The 24,521-nt window shown below is 66.3% G+C and carries 32 protein-coding genes; 14 read left to right on the top strand and 18 right to left on the bottom strand.

Annotated elements, in window-relative coordinates; all coding sequences use genetic code 11:
* Positions 1-30: 30 nt before the first annotated feature.
* Positions 31-1,038 (bottom strand): glycoside hydrolase family 113 protein, encoded by a 1,008-nt coding sequence (locus BJ987_RS27025; protein ID WP_209895463.1) that lies wholly within the window; start codon positions 1,036-1,038, stop codon positions 31-33.
* 208 nt (positions 1,039-1,246) lie between these two features.
* On the opposite strand from BJ987_RS27025, the gene BJ987_RS38275 reads away from it, so the two are divergent.
* Positions 1,247-1,957: a helix-turn-helix domain-containing protein gene (locus tag BJ987_RS38275; RefSeq protein ID WP_209895465.1), complete on the top strand. Its 711-nt coding sequence runs from the start codon at positions 1,247-1,249 to the stop codon at positions 1,955-1,957.
* 8 nt (positions 1,958-1,965) lie between these two features.
* Here BJ987_RS38275 and BJ987_RS27035 read toward each other — a convergent pair whose 3' ends face one another.
* Positions 1,966-2,769, bottom strand: coding sequence for an NAD(P)H-dependent oxidoreductase (locus BJ987_RS27035; RefSeq protein WP_209895467.1), 804 nt, complete (start codon positions 2,767-2,769; stop codon positions 1,966-1,968).
* A 93-nt stretch (positions 2,770-2,862) separates the two neighbouring features.
* Here BJ987_RS27035 and BJ987_RS27040 point away from each other — a divergent pair, with 93 nt between their 5' ends.
* Complete coding sequence (locus tag BJ987_RS27040; protein ID WP_209895469.1) at positions 2,863-3,198, top strand: winged helix-turn-helix transcriptional regulator; 336 nt, start codon at positions 2,863-2,865, stop codon at positions 3,196-3,198.
* Here the strand turns inward: BJ987_RS27040 and BJ987_RS27045 are convergent.
* The 3 genes from BJ987_RS27045 to BJ987_RS27055 are packed head-to-tail and all read right to left on the bottom strand — an operon-like array spanning position 3,130 to position 4,274.
* Positions 3,130-3,696 carry a DinB family protein gene (locus tag BJ987_RS27045; RefSeq protein ID WP_209895471.1) on the bottom strand — a complete coding sequence of 189 codons (567 nt, stop codon included), beginning with the start codon at positions 3,694-3,696 and terminating at the stop codon, positions 3,130-3,132. The two genes, BJ987_RS27040 and BJ987_RS27045, sit on opposite strands and share 69 nt — an antisense overlap.
* A 41-nt stretch (positions 3,697-3,737) precedes the next feature.
* Positions 3,738-4,124, bottom strand: coding sequence for a DUF5655 domain-containing protein (locus BJ987_RS27050; protein WP_209895473.1), 387 nt, complete (start codon positions 4,122-4,124; stop codon positions 3,738-3,740).
* A 9-nt stretch (positions 4,125-4,133) separates the two neighbouring features.
* Positions 4,134-4,274 (bottom strand): hypothetical protein, encoded by a 141-nt coding sequence (locus BJ987_RS27055; protein ID WP_209895475.1) that lies wholly within the window; start codon positions 4,272-4,274, stop codon positions 4,134-4,136.
* Positions 4,275-4,414: 140 nt separating this feature from the next.
* Between BJ987_RS27055 and BJ987_RS27060 the strand changes: the two genes are divergently transcribed.
* Positions 4,415-4,984 (top strand): dihydrofolate reductase family protein, encoded by a 570-nt coding sequence (locus BJ987_RS27060; RefSeq protein WP_209895477.1) that lies wholly within the window; start codon positions 4,415-4,417, stop codon positions 4,982-4,984.
* A 3-nt stretch (positions 4,985-4,987) separates the two neighbouring features.
* Here the strand turns inward: BJ987_RS27060 and BJ987_RS27065 are convergent, their stop codons facing one another.
* From BJ987_RS27065 to BJ987_RS27085, 5 genes are all read right to left on the bottom strand, one after another.
* Entirely contained in the window at positions 4,988-6,199 is a 1,212-nt protein-coding gene (locus BJ987_RS27065; RefSeq protein WP_209895479.1) for a SpoIIE family protein phosphatase, read from the bottom strand.
* Positions 6,199-7,011 (bottom strand): alpha/beta fold hydrolase, encoded by an 813-nt coding sequence (locus BJ987_RS27070; protein ID WP_307869773.1) that lies wholly within the window; start codon positions 7,009-7,011, stop codon positions 6,199-6,201. The genes BJ987_RS27065 and BJ987_RS27070 overlap by 1 nt, the downstream gene beginning before the upstream one ends.
* A 31-nt stretch (positions 7,012-7,042) precedes the next feature.
* On the bottom strand, positions 7,043-7,825 hold the full coding sequence (locus BJ987_RS27075; RefSeq protein ID WP_245366145.1) for an SDR family oxidoreductase: 783 nt from the start codon (positions 7,823-7,825) through the stop codon (positions 7,043-7,045).
* A gap of 138 nt (positions 7,826-7,963) precedes the next feature.
* Positions 7,964-8,995 (bottom strand): NADP-dependent oxidoreductase, encoded by a 1,032-nt coding sequence (locus BJ987_RS27080; RefSeq protein WP_209895481.1) that lies wholly within the window; start codon positions 8,993-8,995, stop codon positions 7,964-7,966.
* Between the two features lie 93 nt (positions 8,996-9,088).
* Positions 9,089-9,589, bottom strand: a complete 501-nt coding sequence (locus BJ987_RS27085) for a flavin reductase family protein (protein WP_209895483.1) — start codon at positions 9,587-9,589, stop codon at positions 9,089-9,091.
* A gap of 201 nt (positions 9,590-9,790) precedes the next feature.
* On the opposite strand from BJ987_RS27085, the gene BJ987_RS27090 reads away from it, so the two are divergent.
* Complete coding sequence (locus BJ987_RS27090) at positions 9,791-10,309, top strand: hypothetical protein (RefSeq protein ID WP_209895485.1); 519 nt, start codon at positions 9,791-9,793, stop codon at positions 10,307-10,309.
* A 2-nt stretch (positions 10,310-10,311) separates the two neighbouring features.
* Here BJ987_RS27090 and BJ987_RS27095 read toward each other — a convergent pair whose 3' ends face one another.
* From BJ987_RS27095 to BJ987_RS27105, 3 genes are all read right to left on the bottom strand, one after another.
* On the bottom strand, positions 10,312-11,373 hold the full coding sequence (locus BJ987_RS27095) for a fatty acid desaturase family protein (RefSeq protein ID WP_209895487.1): 1,062 nt from the start codon (positions 11,371-11,373) through the stop codon (positions 10,312-10,314).
* Between the two features lie 165 nt (positions 11,374-11,538).
* A complete protein-coding gene (locus BJ987_RS27100; protein WP_209895489.1) occupies positions 11,539-12,180 on the bottom strand; it encodes a hypothetical protein in 642 nt (213 codons plus the stop codon).
* Positions 12,177-12,536 (bottom strand): PEP-utilizing enzyme, encoded by a 360-nt coding sequence (locus BJ987_RS27105; protein WP_209895491.1) that lies wholly within the window; start codon positions 12,534-12,536, stop codon positions 12,177-12,179. The genes BJ987_RS27100 and BJ987_RS27105 overlap by 4 nt, the downstream gene beginning before the upstream one ends.
* Positions 12,537-12,715: 179 nt before the next feature.
* On the opposite strand from BJ987_RS27105, the gene BJ987_RS27110 reads away from it, so the two are divergent.
* From BJ987_RS27110 to BJ987_RS27125, 4 genes are read left to right on the top strand one after another with little or no spacing between them, the layout of a single operon-like run.
* Entirely contained in the window at positions 12,716-13,918 is a 1,203-nt protein-coding gene (locus BJ987_RS27110) for an FAD-dependent oxidoreductase (RefSeq protein WP_209895493.1), read from the top strand.
* Positions 13,919-13,962: 44 nt separating this feature from the next.
* A complete protein-coding gene (locus BJ987_RS27115; RefSeq protein WP_209895495.1) occupies positions 13,963-14,397 on the top strand; it encodes a DMP19 family protein in 435 nt (144 codons plus the stop codon).
* Between the two features lie 38 nt (positions 14,398-14,435).
* Positions 14,436-14,822, top strand: a complete 387-nt coding sequence (locus tag BJ987_RS27120; protein WP_209895498.1) for a hypothetical protein — start codon at positions 14,436-14,438, stop codon at positions 14,820-14,822.
* Between the two features lie 2 nt (positions 14,823-14,824).
* Positions 14,825-15,160: a winged helix-turn-helix transcriptional regulator gene (locus BJ987_RS27125; RefSeq protein WP_209895500.1), complete on the top strand. Its 336-nt coding sequence runs from the start codon at positions 14,825-14,827 to the stop codon at positions 15,158-15,160.
* 3 nt (positions 15,161-15,163) lie between these two features.
* Here BJ987_RS27125 and BJ987_RS27130 read toward each other — a convergent pair whose 3' ends face one another.
* A complete protein-coding gene (locus BJ987_RS27130) occupies positions 15,164-15,325 on the bottom strand; it encodes a hypothetical protein (protein ID WP_443677959.1) in 162 nt (53 codons plus the stop codon).
* A 93-nt stretch (positions 15,326-15,418) separates the two neighbouring features.
* On the opposite strand from BJ987_RS27130, the gene BJ987_RS37485 reads away from it, so the two are divergent.
* A complete protein-coding gene (locus tag BJ987_RS37485; protein WP_209895503.1) occupies positions 15,419-16,222 on the top strand; it encodes a HEAT repeat domain-containing protein in 804 nt (267 codons plus the stop codon).
* 19 nt (positions 16,223-16,241) lie between these two features.
* On the opposite strand, the gene BJ987_RS27140 is transcribed toward BJ987_RS37485, so the two are convergent.
* Complete coding sequence (locus BJ987_RS27140) at positions 16,242-16,601, bottom strand: hypothetical protein (protein WP_209895506.1); 360 nt, start codon at positions 16,599-16,601, stop codon at positions 16,242-16,244.
* Positions 16,602-17,257: 656 nt separating this feature from the next.
* Here BJ987_RS27140 and BJ987_RS38280 point away from each other — a divergent pair.
* From BJ987_RS38280 to BJ987_RS27155, 3 genes are all read left to right on the top strand, one after another.
* Positions 17,258-17,536: a barstar family protein gene (locus BJ987_RS38280; RefSeq protein WP_372446956.1), complete on the top strand. Its 279-nt coding sequence runs from the start codon at positions 17,258-17,260 to the stop codon at positions 17,534-17,536.
* A gap of 106 nt (positions 17,537-17,642) precedes the next feature.
* Positions 17,643-17,828: a hypothetical protein gene (locus tag BJ987_RS27150; protein ID WP_209895508.1), complete on the top strand. Its 186-nt coding sequence runs from the start codon at positions 17,643-17,645 to the stop codon at positions 17,826-17,828.
* Positions 17,829-18,130: 302 nt separating this feature from the next.
* Complete coding sequence (locus BJ987_RS27155; RefSeq protein WP_209895510.1) at positions 18,131-20,113, top strand: sensor histidine kinase; 1,983 nt, start codon at positions 18,131-18,133, stop codon at positions 20,111-20,113.
* Here BJ987_RS27155 and BJ987_RS27160 read toward each other — a convergent pair.
* The gene (locus BJ987_RS27160; RefSeq protein ID WP_209895512.1) at positions 20,110-20,688 is read right to left on the bottom strand and encodes a GNAT family N-acetyltransferase; all 579 of its coding nucleotides are present in this window, start codon (positions 20,686-20,688) and stop codon (positions 20,110-20,112) included. The genes BJ987_RS27155 and BJ987_RS27160 overlap by 4 nt on opposite strands.
* 429 nt (positions 20,689-21,117) lie before the next feature.
* Here BJ987_RS27160 and BJ987_RS27165 point away from each other — a divergent pair, with 429 nt between their 5' ends.
* On the top strand, positions 21,118-21,906 hold the full coding sequence (locus BJ987_RS27165; protein WP_209895514.1) for a class I SAM-dependent methyltransferase: 789 nt from the start codon (positions 21,118-21,120) through the stop codon (positions 21,904-21,906).
* Here BJ987_RS27165 and BJ987_RS27170 read toward each other — a convergent pair.
* Positions 21,903-22,040, bottom strand: coding sequence for a hypothetical protein (locus BJ987_RS27170; protein WP_209899746.1), 138 nt, complete (start codon positions 22,038-22,040; stop codon positions 21,903-21,905). The genes BJ987_RS27165 and BJ987_RS27170 overlap by 4 nt on opposite strands.
* 101 nt (positions 22,041-22,141) lie before the next feature.
* Positions 22,142-23,134 (bottom strand): BUD32 family EKC/KEOPS complex subunit, encoded by a 993-nt coding sequence (locus BJ987_RS27175; protein ID WP_209895516.1) that lies wholly within the window; start codon positions 23,132-23,134, stop codon positions 22,142-22,144.
* A gap of 255 nt (positions 23,135-23,389) precedes the next feature.
* Between BJ987_RS27175 and BJ987_RS27180 the strand changes: the two genes are divergently transcribed.
* Positions 23,390-24,508: a metallophosphoesterase gene (locus tag BJ987_RS27180; RefSeq protein ID WP_245367538.1), complete on the top strand. Its 1,119-nt coding sequence runs from the start codon at positions 23,390-23,392 to the stop codon at positions 24,506-24,508.
* The last annotated feature ends 13 nt before the right edge of the window (positions 24,509-24,521 follow it).

A 24,521-nucleotide genomic window follows, 5' to 3' on the forward strand; every position in this document is an offset into this window, starting at 1 on the left:
CTACCGACACCCACCGACACCCCGCACACCTCAGGCCCGGCCGCGCTGACCGCGCAGACTCGGCCGCGCCGCTCCGCACAGGTCGGCCAGGGCGTGGAAGGCCCGCTTGGGTGCGAGGGAGCCGTCCGGCATGACCTTGCAGACGCCGAAAGATGCCAGGTCGGTGTCGAATCGAGGGTCGGGGTGGTGACGCAGGTGGTAGCTGGCGAAGGTGTGCCAGAACGCGGTGTCCACCGACTCCGCCTCGAAGAGGTCGAACAGTGCGCGCATATAGCGGACTGGTTCGTCCTCGTCGCGGCGATAGTCACCGGTGACACGCGGCGGCTCGGCGTCGTGATCGATGATGTCCCAGCCCGATCCGCTGAGTTCGGCCGCGCCTCGATAGGTGCAGCAGCCGACCTCCGTGACCGCGATCGGCTTCCCGAGGGTGCGCAACGCTTCCAGGCCTTGGCGGTAGGCGGGGTGCGCGGGATCGCCGTAAGCATCGATGCCGACGATGTCGAAGGGCGTCCAGTCGATGTCCTCCCAGGTGCCCGCGGCGTAGGTCAGCTTGCCGTGGAAGCGCTTTCGCACGGTGGCGGCGGTGGCGGCCAACGCGGCGTTCAGCCGGGCGTTGGCGTCGGCCAAGCCCGCCAGGGCCGACGGTTCGTCGCTGGTGAAGGCCGCGATCCTGGCCAGCGTATGTGCGCCGGGCAGGAAACCGGTACCGAACAGCGTCAGCTCGCAACCGGCGACGAAGACCTCGGCGCCCACGGCGTCGGCGCGCACCGCACAGTCGGCGAAGTAGGGCAGCAACTGGTCGGCGGACAGTTCGCAGGGGAATGGGGAGAACCAGACCTCCAGACCCGCGTCGACGGCGTGCTGGGCCGCGACGGTCAGTCGTTCGGGGTCGTCGCCGGTGATGCGCACCGCGTCGCAGTGCAACTCGTCGGCGATGATGCGCAGTTCCCGGCGCGCCGACTCGGGATCGAAACTGGACCGCGAACTTTGCCCACTCGGGGTGAAACCGGTGTCGTAGGTGATGCCTCTTGCGCGCATCGGATGCTCCTATCGGGTGCTTCGCCCACCTTCTGGGCCTAGCCTGAACCTTAGGTATATCCCGAATCTCGAAGCAATGGATCGCGTGCCGTGCGGGCGATATATACGCTGATGAAGACCATAATTAGTAGTTGCAACGACCCTGAGTGCTAATGCACGAATATCTGCCGACGTTGCAACGATATGCCGCGCAGTCGATACTGACGGAGTGCCAGGACGCAGACTCACCGGAACCGACCGAGCGCAGATCGCCAGAGGCCTGTCTCAGGGCTTGGGTCATGCCGAAATCGCCCGGCAACTCGGCCGTCCCACCTCGACGGTCAGCAGGGAAATCGCGCGCAACGGCGGACCCGGCCGCTACCGGGCAGATCTGGCGCAGCTCGCCGCCACCCGTCGGGCCCGGCGTAAGCCGCGCCCGGCCGAGGTGCGGCGGCTCAGCGAAAACACCGGTCCGGCACCGGAAGTGGCCGCCGCGATCGTTCGCGACATCACCGCGTCCCTCGTCGCGACCGGCGTGCCACGTACCGCCGCGGGCGTCATGGCCTGCCTGTACACCGCCGAGACCGGCAGCCGCACCGCGGCCGAACTGGTGCGGCAGTTACAGGTCAGCCCCGCGACGGTCTCGCAGGCGGTCACATTGCTGGAAGCGCAAGGCATGCTCTTGCGCGGCCACGACGAAAACAGCAGGCGGCAGCGCTATTTCATCGACGCCGACGCGGGCTTGCGGACTGTCGTGGCCAGCGCCCGCGCCAATCAGCGACTGGCCGCGGCCGCGCAGCGCGCCGCGAACGCCTTCGGCGCCGAGCATCCCGCCGGAGCCCGGCTGGCGGCAGCCGCTCAGTTCCTCGAACAGATCGGCAACGACATCATCCGCTCGGCGGAGAACTGGCATGCCGCTGCCGGGGCGCGGTCGAGCTGAGGCAGCGCTCAGAGTCGTTGCGCCACTGCGGGATCGCGGGTGTCGAGGCGGTGGATGGTGAGTCCGTGTTCGCCCGGCCGCACCTGCGGGCGCAGTTCGTGGGTGGTGGTGTAGTCGCCGCCGCGGAGCGATCGGTAGCGGATGGGCGATTCGACGTCGAGGCTGTCCAGGCGCGCGGTCAGCGCGTCAAGGGTGTGGCGGTGGGCGGCGGCGTCGACGTGGCCGGCGCTGCCGATGAGATGCGGGCGTAGCGGCTGCATGCCGGTGTAGTGCGCGGTGCCGTGCAGCAGGGGCCAGAGAATGTCGTCGATGTCTCCGCTGATCCCGCGCGGGCCCAGCGCATCGGCCCGATCGCCCGCGGTGACGATGGGCAGCAGGCGCCGACCGGCGAGCCCGCCGTCGCCGTACTTGCGGACTTTGCCGTCCCGGTCGCGGATGCCGAACGCGAACCCATTGGTGAAGACGCGGTCGAACCACCCTTTCAAAATCGCCGGCATGCCGTACCACCAGAGCGGGAATTGCACGATCACCGTGTGCGATTCGGCCACGAGTCGCTGGTGGCGCAGGACATCGGCAGGCAACTTCCGCCGCTGGGTCGCGTCGCGTTGCCGGTCGGAGAACGTATCCCCGGTCGCGCCGACCGTGTCCTCCTCGCTCAGGACCGGGTTCCAGCGCTCCGCGTAGAGGTCGACATCGATCACCCGGTGCCCGGTGGCACGCAGATGTCCGACGCCGTGGCGGTACAGCGAGTGACTGAGCGAGTCGGTGTCGGGATGGGCGAGTATCCACAGCATTGGTCCGGCCGAAGTCATAGGGCTACTTTCGTAGCTAGTCCGTCCAGTGCCAAGTACTGACATTTTCAGCTCATAGTGACGAAAAGGTAAGCGAAGAGGTAGGAGCGTTACGTGCGTAAGCCGGTAGCGAACGCGTTGACAGTGTGTCCCGTCGAGGTGGCCGTCTCGGTGCTCGGCGGTGCGTGGAAGCTGACGATCATCAAGCACCTGCTCGGCGGTCGCCGCCGTTTCGGCGAACTCGGGCGCTTGGTCGGCTCGGTCAACCCTCGGGTACTCACCCGGCAGTTGCGCGAGCTCGAAACCGACGGCCTCGTCGAGCGCACCGTTTACCCGGAGGTGCCTCCGCGAGTCGAATATTCGCTGACCGAATTGGGCACCTCACTCCGGCCCGCCGTGGCTTGGCTGGATCGATGGGGAGCCGCCTACGCCGAGAGCCACGCGAAGTAGCCGCAACTGGCCGATCTCGGCGACGTTCTTCATCAGTTCGGCATTCACCCAGGCGATCGTGTGGGCGACGGACTTGTCGGCGTCCGGCCACGGAAATGTCGCCTTGGCGTCGAGGCCGGTGTCGTCGATCCGGTCCAGCACCCGCACCCACTGGGTGCGCAACTCGCTCAGCCATTCGGCTACCGCCGGCCCCGGCCCCGGCCACACGATCTCGGAACGGTCGTGCGCGGGCTGCTGCCGCAGGTGGTCGATGGTGACGGTCCACCACCATCCGATGTGCCAGCTGATCCAGGCGATGGTGGGGACCGGGATGGGGTCGGGCTCGGTGTCAGCCCAGTCCGGAACCCACACCCCGGCCCCGTCCTGACGTAGGGTCCAGCACAAGTCCGCGGGCTCCCACAGGAAGTCGGCCGTTTCGAGCCGCTCGAGATGGTATTCGAACAGCGACCAGACCAGATCGAACTGCCAGCGCAGCACGGCGGAACGGGAGGAATTCATGTGCGGCATCCTGCCCGCCGACGGTGGCCACGACAATCGATTTATGTACTGCCGTACCGGTACGCCCGCTCAATCAACCTGTGCAGCTTGGGATCTCGCGCTTCTTCGAGCGAATGCACGACCACCAGATGATTCCATCGCCGCTGCCCGATCGCCGTCACCCGATAGACCGGCGGCTCCTCGATCTTCTCGTCTATCGCGAGCATGATCTGCACAGTGCCCTGCGGGTTCTTCCCCGTGATGTTGTACAGCCAGATCCAGGCGAACTTTCGCTTGCTGCCGAACGAGATCTGCGAACCGACGCTGACCTCGCACTCTCCCTGGTGTTCGATCAATTCACTCAACAGCGTGAAGATTTCGAAGGATCGCGGCTTTTCAGCGAAGTACGCACGCAGCTGTTGCTGCGCGGCGGCGTCGCTCGCGGGCATGGCGCGCGGTTATTCGGCGCCCGCTTCGCCGCTCTGCTCCAGCGCCTTGTCGAGTTCGGTGCGCAGCCGGGAGGCGGTCTGCTCGTCGCCGGCGTCCTCGGCGGTGGTGATGTCCTGGCGGAGCTGGGCGATGATGTCTTGCATAGTCATGGTTCCCTGCCTCCTGTCGTGGATCTACCGCTTCCTGGGTAGCCAGTTGATCTAGCGGGAAACCCTCGGTGCGGTCACCGATGATTTTCGGCCCCGGATCCCGTCTTCCCTGGAAAGCGCCGATTCGATGAGGGAGCCGTATGCGCGAGTTGATCTTGCAGATGATGGTGTCGGTGGACGGGATGGCCGAGGGACCCGGCGGGAATCTGGACTGGATCGAGGTCGACGACGCCGACCTCGACCTCTACCTCGCCGAACTCATGGACAGCGTCACCGCCCAGATTTTCGGGCGGGTGAGTTATGAGCTGCTCGGCCAGTATTGGCCGGATGCCGAACGCAACCCCACCACCCCCGGCGACAAGATGCTGGCGCCCAAGGTGAACGGGCTCCCGAAGCTGGTCGTCTCCCGGCAGGAGCCTGAGCTGCCCTGGCAGCCCGCCACGCGAATCGGCGGCGACCTCGCCGAAGAGATCGCCGCCCTCAAGGACCAGCCCGGCCGTCCGCTGATCTTGTTCGCCGGCATCGGAACCGCTCAGGAGTTCATCCGACTGAACCTGATCGACGAATACCGGTTACTCGTCTTTCCGGTGGTCCTGGGCGGCGGTCGGGCGCTGTTCGCAGGCGACGACCTCCGTCGCGATCTGCGCCTGATGGAGACGGTTCCATTCCAGAAGTCGGGTGTCGTCCTGCATCGGTACCGGGTGCGTTGAGGCTCAGGCGGCGAGATGCACGGCCAGCACCGCGGTGTCGTCGGTGACGCCGGGTGCCAGGGTGTCGAGCAGATCGCGCAGGGCGGCGACGGTGCCGGTGGCGGACGCCGGGGCCAGAACGCGGGTGAAATCCAGCAACGCGGCTTCGCCGTACCAGCCGTCGGCGGTGCGGGCCTCGGTGATGCCGTCGGTGTAGAGCAGCAGCGTGTCGCCGGGATACATGGTGAGCGTCCGGGTGACGATGCTCGCGTCGGGGAGCACGCCGATCAATTGGCCGCCGGGAGTGGGCAGGTAGTCGGCGGAGCCGTCACCGCGCATCAGGATCGCCGGCGGGTGCCCGCCCGCGGCCAGGGTTACCGTCACGCGCGGACCGCCGGGATTGCCGGTGTCGAGGACGAACTGACCGTAGAGCAGCGTGCAGAACCGGGTGGTATCCGGTGCGGCCGCGCGCACCATGACCGTGTTGAGATGCGCCAAGATTCCGGCGGGGTCCGGGTCGTGGACCGCGGCGGCGCGCAGCGTGTACCGGACCAGCGATGTCATGATCGCGGCATCGACGCCCTTGCCGCACACATCGCCGAGGAAGAAACCCCACACGCCCGGGGATATCGGAAACAGATCGTAGAAGTCGCCACCGACCTCGTCGGTGGAGGCGACGTGATAGTGGGCGGCGACGTCCATGCCCGGGACCGGTTCGAGGGCCGGCGGCAGCAGAGTGCGCTGCAGGGTCGCGTTCAAGCGTTGCAGGCGTTCCCGCTCCCGTTCGGCTTCCCGGCGGGCCCGAAGGAGTTCTATCTCGTAGGCGCGGCGCTCGCGGGCATCGAAGACGGTGCTGCGGATCAACAGCGGCTGGCCGTCCGCGCCGGTCGTCACCCGGGAGGTCACGAGGACGGGTAGTCGGTCACCCGCGACTGTCCGCAGCTCCAGCGCGATGCCGCTGACCTGGCCCTGCATCCGCAGCAGCGGCGCGAAGTGGGTCTCGTGGTAGAGGCGTCCGCCGACGGTCAGCAGGTCGCTGAAGTAGCGCCGGCCGACTAGGTCGGCGCGCTGATAGCCGAGCCAGTCCAGCAGCGTCGAATTCACCTTCGCGATGCGTCCGTCCAGCATCGTCGACAGGTAACCGCAGGGGGCGTTTTCGTAGAGGTCCTCGACGTCGTCCTCCAGCAGCGCGGCGAACTCCGCGTCTTGCTCCGGCTCGTTCGAGCGGCACCCCATCACCCCAAACTACTCACGAACTCGGTGATCGCCGCGGCGGTCTCCGCCGGTGCGGCCAGTTGCGGGCAATGACCTGTGGCGGTCAAGGTGACCAGGCGGCTGCCCGCGATGCGGGACCGGACGAACTCTCCCACCTCCGGCGGTGCGATCGCGTCATGGGAGCATTGCGCCACCAACGTCGGAACCCGCACCGCCGCCAAATCCTCGCGATTGTCGGACAGGAAGGTGACGCGCGCGAACACACGCGCGATGTCCGGGTCGGTGCGGCAGAAGCTGCTTTCCAGCTCCGCGGCCAGTTCGGGCCGGTCCGGATTTCCCATGATCACCGGCGCCATCGCACCCGACCAACCCAGATAATTGGCGTCCAGTGACTCGAGCAACTCGTTGATATCGGCGGCGCTGAACCCGCCCCGATAGCCGGTGGCCGGATCGTCGAGGAAACACGGGCTCGGCGCCAGCAGCACCAGGCCACGGAACAGCTCCGGCTCCGCCGCCACGGCCAGGACCCCCATCATCGCCGCCACCGAATGTCCGACCAGCACCACCGGTCCCAGCCCGACCGCCCGGCACACTTCCCGGACATCCTCGGCGTAACCCGCCAAGGTCGAGTACCGCTCCGGCTCCCAAGCCGACAGATCCGACTTCCCCGAGCCCACATGATCGAACAGCACCACCGTGAAATGCTCTTCCAGCATCGGCACGACCTGCCGCCACAGGTTCTGGTCACAACCGAAGCCATGCGCCAGCACCACTACCGGCGCACCGGCCCGGCCGGAGACCACTACCCGATTCCTGCTCAGCACGTCGCTCACGGTTTCATCCTCGCACCCGAGGGCGCCGGCCTCACCGCCAGTGCAAGTCGCCGACCGCCACTGCTTCCGAGCCCCCGTCGGCGAAGATGATCTGACCGGTCACGAAGCGGTTGTCCGGACCGGCCAGCCAGCAGATGAGCTCGGCCACCCATTCCGGGCGGCCCGGGAATCCGCCGAAGGGTTGTGGCGCAACGGATTCCACAGCCCGACGGATGTTCTCGTCGGTGAGGATGTAGGCGGCCGCGGGTGTGTCCACGACCCCCGGGGCGACGATATTGAGCGCGATGCCGGAGCCGGCCCACTCCGGGGTCGGCGCGGCCCTGCGCACCCACCGGTTCAACGCGCGTTTCGCGATCCCGTAACCACCCGCCGGGCCGCCTGCCTCGGGATCGGCCGCGAGGTGGGCGACAGCGGCGGCTTCGTCGCCGTCGAGACAGGCTTGGACGATGCGTTCGTCCGCCGGGGCCAGCGCGGAGGTGGACGACACGGCGACCGCGCGCGGCGCGAGGCTCTGCGCGAGCAGTGGTCGCAACCCCTCCAGCGTCGCGACCGCGCCGAAGTAATTCGTCTCCAGCAGACCGGTTTTACCGCCGCCGGCTATGGCGAGCACGGCATCGATCGGCCCGTACGCCGTGACCTGCTCGACCAGTGACCGGCGACCGGCGGGTGTGGCGAGATCTGCGGTGACCTCGGCATCGGTGAGGTCGCAGCCGATGACCTTCGCGTCCTGTGCCCGGAGCAGTGCGGCGGTCGCGGCGCCGATACCGGAAGCAGAACCCGTGACCACATAGGTCCGTCCCGCGTGCGTCGTCATCGTGTCCCTCTCCTACTTACCTGCTGGATACACCGGCACCATAAGCACACGCCGCCGTTGTCCGCACCCGGAGGGGACGAAACTCCCTGCACCACAACGACAACGCACCAAAACGGTGCCGCGCTGACCACTCCCGTATCAGCCCGGCGCGGGAGCCTCCGGATCGGGTGCGATGCGCAGCAGTTGCTTACCCAGGTTGCGCCCTTCGAAGAGGCCGCGCAGCAGGGCGGGCGCGAGTTCGAATCCCTCCTGAACATCCTCGGCATACACGAGTTGTCCCTGACTCAGCCATTCGTGCAAGCGGCCGAACGCCTCCGGAAAGCGATCGACGTAGTCCAGGAAAATGAACCCCTCCATCCGCGCTCGCTTCAGCCCGAGTTGCAGGTAGTTGCGGGGCCCCGGCGGGGGCTCGCCGACGTCGTATCCGGAAGAAATGCCGCCGCACACCACGATCCGGGCGCGCTCGGCGATAGTGGCCAGCGCGGCGTCCAGGACCGTGCCGCCGACATTGTCGAAGAACACGTCGATGCCTTCGGGCGCCAGCTTCCGCAGACCGGCCTCGACATCCTCGGCTTTGTAATCGATACACGCGTCGAACCCGGCGACGTCGGTAACCCAGGCGCACTTGACCTCGCCGCCCGCGATCCCGATCACCCTGCACCCCAGTGCTTTCGCGATCTGCCCTGCGATGGATCCGGTCGCTCCGGCGGCGCCGGACACTAGCACGGTGTCCCCGGGCGATGGCTTGCCGATATCGATCATGCCGAAATAGGCGGTCAGCCCGGTCGGACCGAAGAGGCCGAGCATCGCCTTCGGGTCGATGCCGGGCGGAACCACGTTCAACCCCAGCAGTCCCTGACCGGAGGCGATCGCGTAGTCCTGCCACCCGACCATCCCGCAAACCCAGTCTCCCACCGCATATTCCGGGCTGCGGGACGCCACTACCCGCCCGACTCCCGGGCCCCGCATCACCGCACCGAGCGGCACTGGATCCATGTAATTCGGACCATCGTTGAGCCAGCCGCGCTGAGTCGGATCGAAACCCAGCCAGACCACCCGGACCAGCGCCTCACCCGGCCCAGGTGTCGGAACAGGGCCGCTTCTGAGTTCGAAGCTGCTGTCATCGACCAGACCAGCGGGGCGTCGGACGAGGATCCATTGGCGATTCACCCGGCGAAGCTATCGCCCGATCGGATCGCTGTCATCCGAATTTCGGCGCCCGAACAGGTCCCGTCTCGGCACGATCGCCGAGTTGCCGTGCGGTCAACCGGCGGGGTGCCCGGGTTCCAATTCGGCGACGCTGTGGAAGCGAAGGCTGCTGCGGTCCTCCGCCGGGGCGGCGGCCGCCGTGGGTGCCAGCAGGTAGCCGACGTGGTCGCCGAACTCGACGCGCTGAGTGACCTCACCGGTAAACCAGCCCGCGGCCCCGGTCAGGATCGGCAGACCGTGCGGGCCTGGAGCCCATTCACAATGTTCGAACTTGTCGAGTTCGGTTCCGGTCTCGGCGCCGAACAAGTGTGCGAGTGCTAGATCCTCGCCGTCGAGCATGTGGACCGCGAGATACTTCGCGTCACCGGCGATGGCGAAGGTGTGATTGGCGGTGGACAGGCCCACGAGGAATTGCCGCGGCTCGATGCTGACCTGGCTCGCGAACCCGACCAGGCACCCGGCCCGGCGCTCCTCGGTCGCGACGGTGACGATCCACACCGGAGGGTCGGCACGCGCAATGATCGCGTCGAACGCGCGGGCAGTTTCTTCGGCCATCCCTGCATCTTGCCCCGACTTCGCCCGCCGTGGCTCCAGGCACAGCAGAATCCGCCAACCCGGACAACCGCCGACGAGTCATGCGAGCCGTGGTAGTCGTGGTCGGCGCGCGGGAGATGCTTCGCGGTTGAAACGAAAACCTCGTCGGTTCGGATTGTCCTGTCAGTGGCCGCCGACGCGGTGGCCCATCGGGAGGAAATCATGACCAGATTCGCGTTCTCGGCCGTGGTGGCTACCGCGGCGATAGTCCTCACGGCGTGCGGTGGTGTGGACACGGCCGATTCCGGTCCTTCGGCGTCGAGCGCCGTCACCTCGCCACGTGTCAGCGCCCCCGCGTCCACCACCACTGCACCCGCGCCCTCGGAAGCTCCCCCGGTGCCGACCGTGTCGAAGCCCCCGGTGGTGACGTCATCCGGCCCGGCACCGGCAGCTGATCCGTGCGCTGTGGTGACCCGCGAATACCTGATCACCACGCTGCGCATGACCGGCGGTCCGCGATTCCCTCTGGCCGACCTCGAGCAACCGAAGTGCGCCGGCACCTACGCCACGGCGCGTAGCGTGCCGGACGGCCAGACCCAGCCGAGCATGTACCTGTTCCAGTACTCCGAGCAAGGCGGGCAGGTGCACTGGCGAGTGACCGACGTGGGGTCGGCTCTCGATTGCGTGAACCGCCACGGGGTGCCGGCGCAAGTAGCCCGGCAGATCGGCTGTGGCGGCTGAACCTATTGCGCCACTTCGGCATCCGGGCGCCGAAGTGGCGCACCGACCTCGTGCATGTGGCGCAGCGCCTCGCGGTAGGACGAGATCAATCCGGTCTCGTGGTAGGCCACGCCGATTTCGGCGCAGTATTCGCGGACGATCACCTGCGCGTGGCGCAGGTTCGGGGTCGGCATGCTCGGGAACAGGTGGTGTTCGATCTGATAGTTGAGCCCGCCGAGGGCCAGGTCGGTGAGCGCGCCGCCGCGCACGTTGCGGGAGGTCAGCACCTGGCGACGCAGATAGTCGGGGCGGTCGTCGCCGGTCAGGGTCGGCATGCCCTTGTGGTTCGGGGCGAAGATGCAGCCCATGTAGAGACCGAACAGGCCCTGGTGGACGGCGAGGAAGACGAAGGCTTTGTCGACGGGCAGGACCGCGAACAGCACGGCCAGGTAAGCGGCGAAATGGCTGAACAGCAGTGCACCTTCCAAGGCACGGTGCTTGACCGATCGATTCCTGAGTGCGCGAACCCCGGCCACATGCAGGTTCAGGCCCTCCAGCAACAACAGCGGGAAGAACAGGTACGCCTGCGCCCGCCCGATGAGCCGGGGCAGACCGCTACTGGCCCGCGCCTGCTGCTGGGACCAGACCAGGATGTCGGGCGAGACATCCGGATCCAGTTCTTCGTGGTTCGGATTGGCGTGATGCCGGGTGTGCTTGTCCTGCCACCAGCCGTAGCCCAGTCCGATACCGGCGTTGCCGACGATGCGACCCACCAGCTCCGTCGGCTGCCGTAGCCGGAAGACCTGACGATGTGCGACATCGTGCATGACCAGCGCGACCTGAGCGAACATCACCGCTAGGAACGCCGCGACCAGCAGCGTCCACCACGAGTCGCCCACGAGGACGAACGCCGCCCAGCCGCCGACGAAGGCGATCCCGACGAGGCTGAGCCGGACTGCGTAGTAGACCGGACGGCGGCCCATCAGCCCCGCCTCGGAGATCCGGCGCAACAGCCGGGCGTAATCTCCGTCCGCGCCACGCCGCGGGCGTGGCAGCGACTCTGTGACCAGGGCAGGTGTCGTCATAGATTTTCCTCAGAGCTGGATCGGGGACGCCACCCTCCACCTGTTGACTACACCGGCTGGTCGATGTCGGGGCGGACGCCGATTTACGTTACCCCGAACGTAGCCGCCGGATTCTCGTTCTTTGTAACCCCTTGGTATGACGCGGAATCGGACTGCGGTGTGGTATCAGAGGTCGGAAACCGGAGCCGAACGATCGATACCCAGTGTCGCGATGAGATCTTCGTGCAGTTCGAACCACACTCGGTGCACGGAATCATGATTGTTGCCGGTAACCATCTCGGGGTTGTCGGCAGCCCGGAACACGGCGGCCGCGAAACGGGCGTCGTAGCCGGAGAATCGAGCCAGTCGCGCGGTGAGCCGCGCGATCAGTGGTCGCAATTCCGCTGCGAGGCTTTGCAATTCGGCAAGGATCCGCTCGTCCCGTTGCGAGTCCGTGTGGTCGTTGTCCTGCATGCTGCCATCCGACAAGATGGTCAGCTGCCAGGCGGTGCAGGCCTGTACCAACCGGCCGTTGAGGGGCAGAAAAATCTGATATACGTTCTCCAGCAACGGTTTTGCCTCGCACGCGGCCAGCTCGTCGGCGAGCAGTCGCTCGTTTTCCGCGCGCCCGCTCTCGGTGAGCGACCAGCCCGCGTCCGGCCCGAACCGGAAGCGGCTGATCCACGCACGCTCGCGGAATTCCCGTAGGTGTGACTCGGCGAGGCCGACCGGCATTCGGAATCGGTCCGCCACCGCCTGCGTGTCGATGAATCCGCCGAGGCGTATCGCATGCAGCGCGAGCAACGAGCTATCGGAGACGTGGGTCATCCGGCGCTCCCCGGCCGAGCGGCGTGAATCCGGCCACTGGTCCCGTCGACGGAGACCGTTAGATGATTCGCCAGGATCGCCATCGCGCCTTTGGCCGCCACCACGGCCGGAATTCCGTACTCACGGGCCACAATCGCCGCGTGCGAGAGGAGACCACCGGTCTCGGTCACCACCGCGGCGGCGATACCGAAGAGCACTGTCCACGAAGGATCGGTGCTGCGGCAGACGATGACATCGCCCGGCCGGACGGTATCGAAATCGTCGACGCCGCGCACAACCCGTACCGGGCCGGTGGCGACACCATTGCTGCACGGGACACCGGTGGTCAGCGGCGCTTCCATCATGCTCGCTCGCATCGAGCCGTCGCCGGTTGGTCCGCGCCGCAGGGGTACACCCGCTCGATCACGTCGCGTCTTGATGCTCGCCGTTCCATTCGTCAACCATAGGTTGACGATCCGGCCATCGTCAACTACTAGTTGACGACAGCGGCGACAGTTACGGATTCGCCGACCAACGACCGACCCAGGAGCGCCACTTGGCAGACATCGGAAACGCCGGACCGCAAGGCTCCGGGACGCGGGGCGCGCTGGTTGTCGGCGCCGGAATCGCGGGCTTGGCCGCCGCGCTGCGGCTGCATCAGCAGGGCTGGGATGTCGTCGTGATCGAGCGCGCGCCCGCTCGCCGCAGCGGCGGCTACCTGGTCAATCTGCACGGCCCCGGCTATGCCGCCGCCGAGCGGCTCGGGCTGCTACCGGCCCTGACCCCGCGCGATATCGGGTTCTTCACCTCGGTTCTCGTGCACGCGGACGGGCGGGAGAAGTTCAGAATTCCGGCGGCTGTCACCGAGGCCGCCGTCGGCAATCGGGCGCTGAGCTTGTTTCGTGGCGACCTCGAATCGACGCTGTACGACGCGGTGGCCGATCTCGTCGCCATTCGTTTCGGCACCACCGTAGCGGCGGTCGCCGAGAACTCCGGAGGCGTCGTCGCGACGCTGAGCGACGGCACCCGGCTGGCAGCCGACCTGCTCGTCGGCGCGGACGGCGTGCATTCCCGAGTGCGCGAGCTGGTATTCGGTGCCGAGCCCGAATACTTCGTCGACCTCGGCCACATGGTCGGCGCGTTCCCGCTGCACACGGTGCCCGAGCACGTACCGGCGGGCGTCGGCACCACTTTTATCGGTCCCGGCCGCACGGCGGCGGTGATGAACCTGGGACCACAACGGTCTTCCGCGTTCTTCACCTACCGCTGCCCGAACTCTCAAGCCGAACTGGCGCTCGGCCCTACCGCCGCGTTGACCGCGGCGTTCGGAGATCTGGGGCGCGGCGTGGCCGACGCTCTCCGCGAGCTCGAGGCGGACCCCGCGGTCGCCTACTTCGATTCGGTCGGGCAAATCGTGATGGACCGCTGGAGTAGCGGCCGAGTCGTGCTGCTCGGCGACGCCGCCTGGTGCGTAACGGTTTTCGCGGGCTACGGTGCGGCTCTCGCCCTGGACGGCGCTGACCGGCTCGGCACCGCGCTGGCCGCCCACCAAGCCGATATTCCCGCGGCGCTCGACAGCTGGGAGCGGTCATTGCGTCCCGAAGTAGACAAACGGCAGGCCCTGGCCCGTAAAGGGATGGTCCGGTTCGCGCCACCGTCACGTGCCCATGTCTGGGCCGGCGAACTGATGCTGCGCGCCATTCAACTTCCCGGCCTCCGCGGCCTGGTCCAGCGTTCCATCCAACGGGCGAACAACTGAATCGCTTGCGCCACAGCCTCACTCGTGTCCACTAGGTTTGCCGTGTGGACGTGTACAACGAACGATTGCAGCGCCTCGGCGCACGAGCGGCACAACGGATCGAGAATGCGGAGCAGCTCGACGACTCGACCCGCGACCTGGCTTACACCACCGTGCTCGCCGCCGATTTCGACTATCAGGTGAAAAACGGCGGGTTCGGGCAGTTGATCTACAACTTGGGCCGCGATCGGCTGGAGCAATGCGACGGCGTGCTGGAGTGGGTCGGCGCGCCGGTCGCGCTGTCCTATTTCCGGCGCGCCGTGACCCGATGCGCCGAGGATCTGGCGGACTTCGACCAGTTCATGGCCGACTTCACCACGCCGACCAGCGTCGGCCAAGATCTACTGCTGCTCAGCGTCGAATATCTGGGCGGTCGGCCCAGCTTCGACGACGAGATCGCGGACTTCCTCGATACTGCCGACGCCGGGCTTCGACATTGATCCCGGCGAACCAGCGACTTTGCCTCTAAAATAGAGGCATGGTCGATGGCTTGGTACTCCCCTTCTGGCAGAGCGGCGATACGAGACCGCTGACGAACGGCTTGGCCGCGGACGCGATCTTCTCCAGCCCCGCCGCCGACTATCACGGCCGCGCACGGACCGTGCATATGCTCACGCTCATCGCGACGGTCATCGACAAGGTCGACCAGACCGGTCGCTGGCTCAGCGAGCGAGATGGGTTGTATACCTTCACCTCTCGGGTAGACGACCAGGAATTGCACGGCGTGGTGCACGAGGAGTACACGGCGGACGGCCGGCTCCAGCACGTCACGCTGTATCTGCGGCCGTATCGGTCACTCCGCCGGGCGATGGCGAAAATGGTCCAGCGGATGGAAGATTCGCCGCTGCCCGATCACTCGGTCTAGTCATGAGCGCGAAAGGCCCGCACCCGGGCGAGCCGGTGCGCGGCTCGAGCACCGGCCGTCCGATCATGGCGCTGTTCGACCTGATCGGGCGACGCTGGACCCTGCGGGTGATCTGGGAACTCGACCGAGCCGGGCAGCCCCTCACCTTCCGTGAACTCCGCGAGGCGTGCGGCGACATTTCCTCCAGCGTGCTCACCACCCGGCTGCGCGAACTCGTCCAGGCGCGACTCGTGGAAAACACCACCGGCTACGTACTGACACCGATCGGGCACAAACTCGTCGGCAGCCTCGAACCGGTAGCACGGTGGGCCGAAGCCTGGGAACAGCAACGACATTGAGCGCTACCGATTCTGGGCCAGGGACGCAGGGACTGCTTCGGGCATCGCCAACTGGACCGACACCGCACCGGCCAGCATGATCACCACGCCGACGATCTGCGTCGGCCCGAGCGACTGGCCGAGTAGTAGCCAAGCCAGCCAGGCCGCGACCAATGGTTCCGCCACGGCCAGCACGCTCGCCATCGGACTGGCTACAGGATTTTCGCCGGTCGCCGTCGGCGGCGCGGTAGCGAGAACGTCGCCGTGTACCGTTGGGCGGTGAATCCAGCTGATGCGCGACTCCTCAAAGACGGTGATCTCGAGACCCGCGAGGACAATCTGCGGCTCCTGCTCGCGCGGGCCGGCGACGGCGACGCATCCGCCAAAGAAGCACTGTGCGCGCTCGTCCGCGACTACCCCGACTACCACCGATCGCTCTACAGCCGGGCGTTGAACCGGGTGACCGTCTTCGGCGACGACACGCTGAAAGCCCCATTGCTGAAGTCGCTTTCCGACACCCGGTACAACTGCCAGGCCTGGGCCGCGATGGGTTGCGCGGCGCTCGGTTTCCGCGACGCGGTTCCCGGCTTGCTCGCGATGCTCGACCACCCGCAGGAGATGGCTCGCGAGCAAGCGGTGATCGCGCTGGGCACCCTCGGCGACGAATCGGTCGTACCCGCCCTCACGCCGTTGCTGCGCGACCCGATCGCGGGTATGCGCGAACGCACCGCCGAAGCCCTCGGACTGATCGGCGGCGACGCCGCCCTGGCCGCGCTCTGGGACGAATTCGAGAACCGCCGGTACTACCGCATCGGCTACATCGCCAGCGCACTGTCCACATTCACTCCGGACATCATCCCGAGACTGTGCGAAGCGGCCGCCGGCACCGACCCCGACCAGCGATACTGGGCCGCTGTCGCCCTGGGCTCGACCGGCGACGACCGCGCCGTACCAACCCTCGAACGACTCATGGCCCACGACCGCGGCGCGACAGTCTTCGACGGCATGGTCAGCGTCGCCGCCAAAAAGGGCCTGCGCACCCTACGACGGATCCAAGCCGCAATCGCAGCCCGCGAATCCTGAAACGCCGCAGATTCAGCGCTCAGACCGGCCCGTGCGGATGGGCGAGGTCGTAGGCGCGAGAAAGTTTCCGCGGGACGACCATGCGCCAGGCATCGACAACGAATTCCCGGGCCTCGACCGCGTCCAGTGCCGCGAGGTCGGAGTGGATCCAGTTGAAGCGCATATCCGATGCCGACGGCAGCTGAAACTTGTGCGGCGCGCTCGCGACCAGCGCGGCCCGCTCCTCCTTCGGAAACGCGAAACCCATCACCGTCTCGTCGAGGGAAAAAGCCACGTACACAATCTGTTTGACGCGAAACTTCAACCTGCCGCGGACATAGACCGGATACGAACGCTCCAACTCGGTACCCAGTGCACGGACGTCGACTATCACGGCCATGGTAGAAAATCCTCCGCTCATGGACTCCTGTGGTCCGAACCATCCAACAGTCCCCCAGGGCGCTCGCGAATTCCAGCCGGTGCCGTAGCAGCGTCAGTCCGGAATAGGCAACTCACGAAGGGGTAGGGATGTCAGCCGATCGAGCCGATGGCTTGGGGATGTGCGCCTTGACAGGTGATGAGGATGGCGAACATTGGGGCGCCATCCACGACGTCCGCGGACTCTTCGCAGCACAGGCAGCGGAAGACCTGCTCGAGGTCGAGTTTGTGGGTTGTCACCTACAGGGAAAGCTGAGCGACTGCCTGGACTCCTTGCCTGTCGGCGGAGTCCAGCTCGGTGGCGCTGCCCTCGACGTTCTCGACTCCAACGGTGTATCGATGGGCTCCTATTTCGTTTACGAGATGACGGTCGCCGCGGCTCGCCCGTCGAGCCCGGATTCACGGTTGGTCGATCTCAGTGTGACGCTGTACTGCGATAACGCGCACTACGGTGGCGAGTGGGTCTGGAACCTCATCCGTGACGGCCGGTTGAATCGTCGCGATATCTGGCGCGGGCTCGACACCGTGGACAGAACCGCGTGGTTGGCGGTTGCGCTCTGGACCAGTGCCTATCAGCGCAGAGGCCGGCCGGACTCCGCCCCAGGTCACGTCTTCACCCTGGACGGACAGGCTGTCACCGACATCGCCAGCTTCTACTGCGCTCTCGGTGAGGCGATCAACGGCCCCGGGGGCTACTTCGGCTGGAATCTCGATGCGCTGTGGGACTGCCTGCGCGGAGGATGGGGCGCTTCCAGCCCGTTCACGCTGGAATGGCTGCACTCCGATGTAGCGCAAGAACATCTGCTCACACACTCGGCCGTCGCTGCGGGGCAGACTTTATTCGATCTGCTCTTGGAGATCTTCGATGACAAAGGCATCGAAGTCATCCTGCGATAACGCCCTGTCCGAATGCACTCAATTCGGCAGGCTCGGGTCTTCCTTGGGTCAGGCCGTAGGGTGAGGTCGTGTGGAGCCAGACAGCGAACTAGAGGACTTACGGTCAGTGCTCTCCTGCGTTTTCGAGAAGCTCGGTGCCGAGAGCCTCACCGAGCCCGATCGAGTCGACCTGGTGGCGCGCGCTGAGGTCGTTCAGGATCGGATCGACGCGATTGAGGATGCCGTCGACGAGGAGGGCGTACGCATGCGGCCGTTGCCCGTGCCGGAGCCTTCGAGTGATCGCCTGTTCTGAGTCGGCATTGGACTGACACCTGCGTAACCAGACGGTCGTTGAGGCTTGGACGAGGTTCTTCTATGTGCCAAACCCCTTCTCGCCCAGCGACAGACAACCGGACCATCCGAAACATGCTGGCCCGCGCGCCTTTCGCGTGCAGAACAGACCGGAACACGGGTCGGTGATCGAGGATCAGGTGCTTCAATCGGCGAAAGTGCTGCGGGAGTGACGTTTCAGTGACTAGCTTTGCGTGCACCGCTGGCAGGTAGCCAGACGTGTAGGTAGGCGATAACTCGGTGCTCAACAGCAGATTCCTCAATATGACCTCCGCACGGTGGCGGCGGGTTGTCAGTGTCCGGACCAGAGTGCTGGTCATTGTGCTTATTCCGAGCGTCGCGTTGCTCGCGATCGGGGTGGGCGGATCTGCCTATCTGGTGCAGAGCGGACGGGAAGCCAATCGGTTCGCTGAACTGGCGCGCGGCACCTCCGGGCCGTCGATCATGATGATCGAGGCGTTCCAGGAGGAGCGCAGGCTTTCGCTGCTGTTCCTGGCCGGGGACGACCCGGCGGGTCTCGCCTTGCCGGCGGCGCGTAAGCAATCCGATGCGGGGTACGCGGCGGTGGTGGCCCAAGCCAATGCGCTGTCGGAACTGCGGCCGGACCTGAAGGACGGGTTCTTCCGAGTCGGCGTCGGCCAGAAGGTGCCCGCCTTGCGGGCCGCCGTCGATGCGCGCACGATTCCGGCCGCGGAGGCTTTCACCGCGTACAGCATGGCGGTAGCGGCCATCATCAACGGCTGGCTGATCTCGGCGAGTGTCGCGCCCGATTCCCATATCGCGGTCGAACTGTACAAGTCGGTCCACGCGCTCCGGGCCGCCGAATCCATCTCGCGGACCAGTGGATTGGGTTCGCTGGTGATGCTCACCGGGGAGCTGTCACCGGAGCTGCTGGTGGAGTTGGCCGGGTATATCGGTGACGGACGTGGCGAGATCACCTACGTCGGTTCGGTGCTCCAGGGTGCGCACCTCGACCAATGGAAGGCGATCACCGCCAGCTCGGAATGGCAGCGGCTGCGCGCCATGGAGGACGCGATCCTCGAGCGTGGCCCGGTCACCGCACCCGACACCGGTCGATCCTCCGGTGATCCGCTGCCGCTCACGCTGACCGAATGGCAGCAGGTCGCGGGCAAAGTCCGGCGCGACCTGCTGAGCCTGTGGGAGATCCAGAGCGTCGACGCGCATTTCGAAGCGACCGAACAAGGCAATCGACTCAACCGGAACTCGCTGTTCGCCGGGGCGGGCGTGCTCTCGCTCGCGCTGCTGGCGTTCCTGGGCGCACTGGTGCTGGCCAACAAGTTCATCGCGCGCCTGCGCCGACTACGCCGCGAGACCCTGGAATTGGCTGACGAGCGGTTGCCGGACACCATCCGCCAGCTCTCGGCCGGCGAGGAATTCGATGAGGACGCGGACCGATTGGATTTCGGAGCCGACGAGATCGGCCACGTCGCCGACGCTTTCAATCGCGCGCACCGGGCGGCGGTGGCGGCGGCGGTCGCCGAGGCCCAAACCCGGGCGGGCGTGAACGCGGTGTTCGTCAAGATCGCCCACCGCTCCCAGGCGGTGGTGCACCGCCAGTTGGCCTTGCTCGACGAAGCCGAGCGGGAGGAAACGGAATCGGACCGGCTGACGTTGCTGTTCCAGCTCGACCACTTGGCGACCCGCGCCCGCCGCAATTCCGAGAACCTCATCGTGCTCGGCGGTGAACAGCCGGGACGACAGTGGCGCAATCCGGTGCCCTTGGTCGATGTGGTCCGCGGCGCGGCCGCGGAATCGTTGGACTACACCAGAATTCATGTCCGCAAGCTGCCGGAGACGCAGATCGTCGGATCCGCCGTCACCGACATCATCCACCTCTTGGCGGAACTGGCCGACAACGCCACCATGTTCTCCCCGCCGGACTCGTCCGTCGAGGTCACCGGCGGTACGGTCGGCAAGGGCATCGCCATCGAGATCTCCGACCAGGGCCTCGGCATGACCGCCGCGGACATGACCGCCCGCAACGCGTTGCTGTCACAGCCACCGGATTTCAGCGTCGCGACCCTGTCCGGAGACAGCCGGCTCGGATTGTTCGTGGTCGCGAAATTGGCTGCCCGCCACGGTATTACGATTCGGCTCACGGATTCCGACTACGGCGGAGTGAAGGCCATCGTGCTGATTCCGAGAGCACTCACAACCGCCGCGCTGGAGGCGGGCACGGCCGATCCCGTGCGGGAGAACCGAATCCCAGTGCAGCCCGGGCACTAACGGTGCTGACGACCTCGATTTCGAAGGAGCAGGACGTCGAACTGCGGTTCACCCTTCAATCCCGGCCGCAGATTGCCGAAGCGCTCAGCTCCCCAATGCCGATAGATGGCATAGGCATTCGTATTGGTGGGATTCACCATCCACGTCACTCTGGGTTCTGGGCGATCCGCCAGCAATGCACGGAAAAGGATTCCACCGATGCCTTGGCCATGACGTTTTTTGTCGACCATCAGTTCACTCAGCGCGAAGGTTCTGGTTCCGTCCTCGACGATGAATTCCTCTAGCGGAGGTTGCCCCGGGGCGAGCACCAGCCTGGTCCACCACGGCGTCCCAGTAGCCAACGGCCAGCCGAACGCCTGCCCCACGGGCTCGTCATCGATGATTCCCAGGACCATGGAAAACCCAGTGTTCCGCGAATAGACCACGAACCGCTCCATGAAAGCTTCGGTGGACTCGAACGGGTCTCCGGTCGCGATGGCATCAACGTACCCGCGGGCTTGCACGTCGGCGATCGTGTCTCGAATCTCTCGGGCTTGCTCGCCCGAGTAGTATTGCAATACAACGCTTTTCGACATTCGAGCCTCATTCACGCTAGTGGCAGCAGCCGATCGTATCGTTGTTGAAATGTCGAGTAGTGAGACTTGGTAGCCGCTGCTCGGACGGAGTGCGCGTTCCCAACCTCCTGCGGCCGCACCTCAGCAACCTCGGCAATGGAGCCTGAGGTCAGGCTACTCGCAGAATCCGAGTAGAAGCCGCGGAGTCGCGCAGGAATGCTGGAGGTTTGCGAGATCCGCGCGATAAGCATGGCGCTGATCAGGTTGCGTTCTCCGCGCTCGACGGCGGACACGCGAGACTGGGATAGGTCGAGCAGAGCTCCAAGATTCAGAGCACGACATAGGCACAACGAGGGTTGGACTGCGACCGCACGAGAAGGCAGATCCTGACTGCTGACAGAAGCACTGATTCCGACCACAGAGTTGTCCTGGCGTGGATAGCCTGGGCGCATGGAACGCGATGTGCGGCAACGGCTTGCCTCGTCGTTCGGGGCGGTGGCGGGGGCGTATGCCGAACACCGGCCGGACTATTCGCCGGCCGCGGTGCGGTGGGCGCTGGAGTCCGCGCCGGGATCGCGGGTGCTGGATCTCGGGGCCGGTACGGGGAAGCTGACCGGCACGTTGGTCGCGTTGGACGCCGATGTCGTTGCGGTGGAGCCGGATCCGGCGATGCTGGCCGGGTTGCGGCGCGCGCTGCCGACTGTCCGCGCTGTGCAGGGCAGTGCCGAGCGGATACCGCTGCCGGATGCGTCCATCGATGTGGTGTTGGCCGGCAACGCTCTGCACTGGTTCGAGATGGCGGTCGCCGGGCCTGAGATCGCGCGGGTGCTCGCACCCGGCGGCGTGCTGGCGGGGTTGTGGAATGTCGTCGATGATCGGGTCGACTGGGTGGCCGCGCTCGCGCAAGTCAGTGGGAGCGCGGCAATCGGCCCGCGCGATACCCGCAGTAGCTGGCGTGCCGCGACGGCTGGGCTGCACCGTCCCCGGGGCGAGGTGAGCGCTTCGTTCGGCGCGGCCGAACAAGCCGAGTTCCCGCATAGGCAAAGCCGCACGGCCGACTCCCTGGTCACAACACTTTCGACCCGGGCGGGGATGCTGGTGATGCCGGAGCAGGAACGCCGGGCGACGCTCGATCGGATCCACGCTTTCCTCACCGGCAGGCAAGAGACGGGCAGCGGCGAATTCACCCTTCCGATGTTGACCGGCGTACTGCGGACCCGCCGACTGCGCTCGCACTAGGTGATGAATCCAGCACCCGCCACACCGCTCTCGCCAAAAGCACGGTCGAACATTTCGCTCCGCAGCACCGCCAATTCCCGCAGACCGATCGGATAGGGCACCTTCTCGCCCCCTGCCCGGACCTCGGCGATCAATCGGTTTCCGAAAACCTTTCAGGCCGGGCCTCTTCGCGCGACGCCACCACCGAGCGCGAGACCCGTCAGAGCGTACTCGCCGAAGACCGGCCCCAACCTCGCTATGCCGACTGGTATTTCGCCTCGACGTCGCCGTCGAACAGCTTCCAGTAGAAGGCATTCATCTTCGCTGCGGCAGGTGCGTGCTGTGCCAAGATTCCGGCAACCACCGGCGATACGCCGTCAGGAATTCGGCCTGTGGCGCACTGGGTTACCACCTGATTGCGGGTAACAGGGCACGTCGCCACTCCCCAGATATCGATCACCAGCCAATTGACCAAGCGCATGGCGGCGTGGTCGGCGTCGAAGGTGGCATGACGTTCGGCGAACGCGCGCTCGGTGGTCGACAGGTCGAAGTGCGGGGAGGTAGCCAGCCCGAAGTCGCTGAGGTAGATCCGGTGCTCGTCGCCGAGGATGTTGCCGAAGTGTCCGTCCATGTGCAGCAGTTTTCGATCTCGCAGAAATCCCGCTATTTCTGAAAGCTGTTGTGCCACTGCGGCCGCCTTGCTTTCCGCGTCTTCCTGCAACCAGTCCGACAGCGGCTGCGCGATGTACTCGCAGAAGAGCACCAGGCTCGATCGGGCGGCGGCCAGCGCCTCGAGACGGGTGCGCACAGCTGGACTGCCGCCCTGGGCGGCAACCACCGCGTCGATGTCCGCGTGTTCGGCGGCGATCGGTGACCGGCCGGGCAGAACCCGCCAGTGGTACAGCATGGGGAACGACTGTGTTTCACCGGCCAGAACACTTTGGGTGACAACGATATTCGCGGCAAGCTCGCGCCATGCGTTGAAACTCGGGCCGCCGATGCCGTACTGGCAGAACATCGGAAGCTCGAACAGGTTCGCGGTGGAACCCCAGTGCGTGAGCTCCCGATCGGTCAACGGGATCCTCTTGGCGAACACGGGCGCGCCGTCGACATCGAGAACAGCCGAACCACCGCCGACTCCCACGCTGTGACGCCGACCGGTGTCGATGAGTGCGGAGAGCTCGATGTCGCCGCGGGAAGCCAGGAAAGTCGAGAGTCTCCGATAGCGGTCGCTCCTCGAGGCTGCCATCGAACGATTCTGCCATCGAACTGTGGTGGCGGGATCGGGTCGCTCACTCCCGGCGGCGTCGACGTGGTGTGGCAACTGGTGCGGCGCGACGACGAGTGGCCGCGGTATTCCGGCTGACGACCGAACGCACACGTCGCGGTGTGCGGCGGCCCGACTAGGCTTACCGATCTGGATTCTTCCGCAGAGACATCGTGGAAGTTGTCGGCGTGCGGACCTGTCGACGTAGGCACATCGAAAGGGCGGCTTGTGCTGCGAATGATCATCGGCGGCGTGCTGCTCGCCCTGGTGCACTGGCTGTTCTACCGACGCCTCATCCGGGCCACCGGAGTGCCCGGCCCCGCTAAGGTGGCCGCCGCGATAGTCCTCGCCGTGCTGTGGGTGACCCTCGTCGTCGCACTCGGCGCGGGCAGCGCCTACTCCCCCGAACCGATCCGGCCGATCGTCTGGCTCGGGCTGACGTGGGCCGCGGTCATGTTCTATCTGCTGCTCGGCCTGCTCGTGATCAGTGTGGTGCTGTTGATCGCCCGGCTCGCGAAATTCTCGAATCGTGTGCTGTTGCTACAGGTTTCGTCGGCGCTGCTGGTCGCGGCAGCGGTGGGGACCGTCGCTTACGGCGTACACGAGGCGAACACTCCGCAGGTCGTGGCGGTCGAGTTGCGCTCGCCGAAACTGCCCGCCGAGCTCGATGGTCTGCGGGTGGCGGTGGTTGCCGACATCCATGTCGGCGCGGCGCGTGGTGCGGCGTTCACCGAGCGAGTGGTCGACCTGGTCAACACCCAGCAGCCCGACGTCATCGTTCTGCCCGGGGATTTGATCGACGGTTCGGTCGAGCTCGTCGGGCCGGATATCGCACCGATCGCCGACCTGCGATCGAAGTACGGCACCTTCGCGGTCGCTGGCAATCATGAAGGTTACGTCGACGGTGTCGCCGAGTGGCTGGATTACTGGGAGACGCTGGGCGTCCGGACATTGCGCAACCAGCGCACCGAAATCGCAATCAACGGCGCCACTTTGGAATTGGCGGGCGTATACGACTACGACGCCCCCGACCCGTACGGCCCCGACCTCGCGGCGGCCGTGGCCGGACACCGATCGGATCGATTCCTCATGCTGATGGCGCACCAGCCGCGGCAGGCGCCCGACGCGGCCGCACGCGGCATCGACCTACAGGTGTCCGGCCACACCCACGGCGGCCAGATCTGGCCGTTGAACTATGTGGTGGGCTGGGTCAACGGCACGGTCGCCGGGCTCGATCGGGTGGACGACATGCAGCTCTTCACCACGCGCGGTGTCGGTGCGTGGGGTCCTCCGGTCCGGGTCGCGGCACCACCTGATATCGCGATCCTCACCTTGCGGCGCGGCGAAACAGGGTGAGCCGCAATACCGA

It is taken from the genome of Nocardia goodfellowii (assembly GCF_017875645.1).
GTDB classification, from domain to species: Bacteria; Actinomycetota; Actinomycetes; order Mycobacteriales; family Mycobacteriaceae; genus Nocardia; species Nocardia goodfellowii.

Coding starts and splice junctions, on each gene's coding strand:
- BJ987_RS27085 (WP_209895483.1), bottom strand. CDS start 9,589: ATGGCCGAAGAAACTGCCCGCGCGTTCGACGCGATCATTGCGCGTGCC.
- BJ987_RS27160 (WP_209895512.1), bottom strand. CDS start 20,688: ATGTCGAAAAGCGTTGTATTGCAATACTACTCGGGCGAGCAAGCCCGA.
- BJ987_RS27090 (WP_209895485.1), top strand. CDS start 9,791: ATGACCAGATTCGCGTTCTCGGCCGTGGTGGCTACCGCGGCGATAGTC.
- BJ987_RS27140 (WP_209895506.1), bottom strand. CDS start 16,601: ATGGCCGTGATAGTCGACGTCCGTGCACTGGGTACCGAGTTGGAGCGT.
- BJ987_RS27035 (WP_209895467.1), bottom strand. CDS start 2,769: ATGACTTCGGCCGGACCAATGCTGTGGATACTCGCCCATCCCGACACC.
- BJ987_RS27060 (WP_209895477.1), top strand. CDS start 4,415: ATGCGCGAGTTGATCTTGCAGATGATGGTGTCGGTGGACGGGATGGCC.
- BJ987_RS27120 (WP_209895498.1), top strand. CDS start 14,436: ATGGTCGATGGCTTGGTACTCCCCTTCTGGCAGAGCGGCGATACGAGA.
- BJ987_RS27055 (WP_209895475.1), bottom strand. CDS start 4,274: ATGACTATGCAAGACATCATCGCCCAGCTCCGCCAGGACATCACCACC.
- BJ987_RS27025 (WP_209895463.1), bottom strand. CDS start 1,038: ATGCGCGCAAGAGGCATCACCTACGACACCGGTTTCACCCCGAGTGGG.
- BJ987_RS27175 (WP_209895516.1), bottom strand. CDS start 23,134: ATGGCAGCCTCGAGGAGCGACCGCTATCGGAGACTCTCGACTTTCCTG.
- BJ987_RS27165 (WP_209895514.1), top strand. CDS start 21,118: ATGGAACGCGATGTGCGGCAACGGCTTGCCTCGTCGTTCGGGGCGGTG.
- BJ987_RS27125 (WP_209895500.1), top strand. CDS start 14,825: ATGAGCGCGAAAGGCCCGCACCCGGGCGAGCCGGTGCGCGGCTCGAGC.
- BJ987_RS27155 (WP_209895510.1), top strand. CDS start 18,131: ATGACCTCCGCACGGTGGCGGCGGGTTGTCAGTGTCCGGACCAGAGTG.
- BJ987_RS27095 (WP_209895487.1), bottom strand. CDS start 11,373: ATGACGACACCTGCCCTGGTCACAGAGTCGCTGCCACGCCCGCGGCGT.
- BJ987_RS27050 (WP_209895473.1), bottom strand. CDS start 4,124: ATGCCCGCGAGCGACGCCGCCGCGCAGCAACAGCTGCGTGCGTACTTC.
- BJ987_RS27065 (WP_209895479.1), bottom strand. CDS start 6,199: ATGGGGTGCCGCTCGAACGAGCCGGAGCAAGACGCGGAGTTCGCCGCG.
- BJ987_RS27105 (WP_209895491.1), bottom strand. CDS start 12,536: ATGCGAGCGAGCATGATGGAAGCGCCGCTGACCACCGGTGTCCCGTGC.
- BJ987_RS27045 (WP_209895471.1), bottom strand. CDS start 3,696: ATGAATTCCTCCCGTTCCGCCGTGCTGCGCTGGCAGTTCGATCTGGTC.
- BJ987_RS27075 (WP_245366145.1), bottom strand. CDS start 7,825: ATGACGACGCACGCGGGACGGACCTATGTGGTCACGGGTTCTGCTTCC.
- BJ987_RS27180 (WP_245367538.1), top strand. CDS start 23,390: ATGATCATCGGCGGCGTGCTGCTCGCCCTGGTGCACTGGCTGTTCTAC.
- BJ987_RS27100 (WP_209895489.1), bottom strand. CDS start 12,180: ATGACCCACGTCTCCGATAGCTCGTTGCTCGCGCTGCATGCGATACGC.